Origin of the sequence: Isoptericola sp. NPDC060257 (assembly GCF_042726645.1) — a bacterium.
Taxonomy (GTDB): domain Bacteria; phylum Actinomycetota; class Actinomycetes; order Actinomycetales; family Cellulomonadaceae; genus Isoptericola; species Isoptericola nanjingensis.
The window spans coordinates 1-1,683 of record NZ_JBHXAW010000475.1 but is presented as its reverse complement, the minus strand read 5'-3'; the positions used below and the strand labels follow the sequence as shown (position 1 = coordinate 1,683).

Here is a 1,683-nt window from a genome sequence, read left to right as displayed (position 1 = left end):
GCGGTGACCCGAGGGTCACCGCCGCGTCGTCGTGCTGGTCGGAGCTCAGGCCGACGGCGAGCCGCTGCCGCCCGCCGGCGGCGCGGCCGGCGGGTTCTCCGGCGGCGTCGAGGGAGACGCGGACGGAGACGTCGAGGGCGGCGTCGAGGGCGGCGTCGAGGGAGGCGTCGACGTCCCGGTGGAGGGCGCCTCGGGAGCCGTGCGCGTGCTCGGCCGCTCGGGCGGCGGGGCGGGCGTCGTCGGGGCCGACCGGTCGGGCTCGACCGGGTCGGCACGGTGCGTGGCGTGCGACAGCCCGCCCTCGGACGTCAACGAGGGTGCGTCGATCACCACCTGCGGCCCCCCGGCGAGCTTGCGTAGCGCGCTGCCGAGCAGGATGAAGACGATGCCCAGGCCGATGACCAGGGCGCAGACGCCGAACGCCACCACCGAGGTGAACAGCGACGCCCGCAGGAAGGACGCGTCCATCACGCTGTCGCGGACGGGGTCGTCCTGGTCGAGCTGGGCGTAGGTCTTCCCGTCGGCCATCTCGGTGGCGTGCTTGTCGATCACCTCCGCCTGCGCGTACGCGGTGAACGGCCCGGCGACGTGCTGGCCCGCGAACATGTTGGCGTCGTCGGAGACGGTGATCTCCTCGGCGGAGAGGGTCTGGGAGACGACCACCCAGACCCCCACGCCGAGCACGATCATGACGATGCCCGCGATGACGGTGATCAGCCCGATCCCGCGGACGCCCTTGGTCGGATGAACGGTGACAGTGCTCGACATGTCGCACCTCTCCTCAGGTGTGTGCCGTGGCGCGTGCGCCGGAGGTCCCGCTCCTCGCACGGTAGCGCCAACGCACGCCCCCGTCTCGGCGAAGCCGCAGGTGGCCGCGCCGCTGCCGATGGCAGGATGAGCCGGTGCGCATCGTCCACGTCTCCGACTCCTACCTCCCGCTGCTCGGCGGCATCGAGACCCAGGTGGCCCGGCTCGCGCGCCGGCAGGCGGAGGCCGGGCACGACGTCGAGGTCATCACCACGACGCCGGCTGCCCCCGGTGAGCACGGCCTGACGACGCTGACCGACGACGACGGCGTCGTCGTGCACCGCGTCGCCGCCCGCGTGCCGGGGGGCTTCCCTGTCCACCCGCGCTCGACGGCGCACGTGCTGGCACGGCTGCGCGACCTCGAGGCCGACGGGCACCGCCCGGACGCCGTGCACCTGCACATGGGCGTGCTCGCCCCGACGGTCGAGCTGGCGCTCCGCCCGGTGACCCGGCTCGGGCTGCCGGCGCTGCTCACGGTGCACAGCGTGTGGGGCGGCTGGGAGCGCGCGTTCGCCGCGCTCGACCGCGCGACCCGGTGGTCGGCGTGGCCGGTGCAGTGGTCCGCGGTGAGCGAGCTGACCGCGGCTCCCCTGCGCCGCGTCGTCGGGCGACGGCTCGGACCCGACGCGGAGGCGGGTCGCGTGTCGGTGCTGGGCAACGGCATCGACGTCGACGCCTGGCGGCTGCCGCGCGTCGAGCGGGGCGAACGGGCGGAGGGCCGGGAGGTGTGGAGCGACCCCGCCGCCTCCCTGGTCCTCGGCCTCGCCCACGGCTGCGACATCGAGTTCTGGCAGCTGCGGGACGGCCGACTCGTGGCGCCCCGACCCAACCGCGTCACCGATGACGTCGCCTTCGACGAGCCCCGCGTCGTCGTAC

2 protein-coding genes are annotated in these 1,683 nt (G+C 74.9%); one reads left to right on the top strand and one right to left on the bottom strand.

Annotated elements, in window-relative coordinates; all coding sequences use genetic code 11:
- Positions 1–45 precede the first annotated feature (45 nt).
- Positions 46–768, bottom strand: a complete 723-nt coding sequence (locus ACFWEK_RS21440; RefSeq protein ID WP_430555354.1) for a hypothetical protein — start codon at positions 766–768, stop codon at positions 46–48.
- Positions 769–902: 134 nt separating this feature from the next.
- On the opposite strand from ACFWEK_RS21440, the gene ACFWEK_RS21435 reads away from it, so the two are divergent.
- Positions 903–1,683 (top strand): glycosyltransferase family 4 protein (locus ACFWEK_RS21435; protein ID WP_430555353.1); only part of this gene is annotated, 781 nt, incomplete at its 3' end.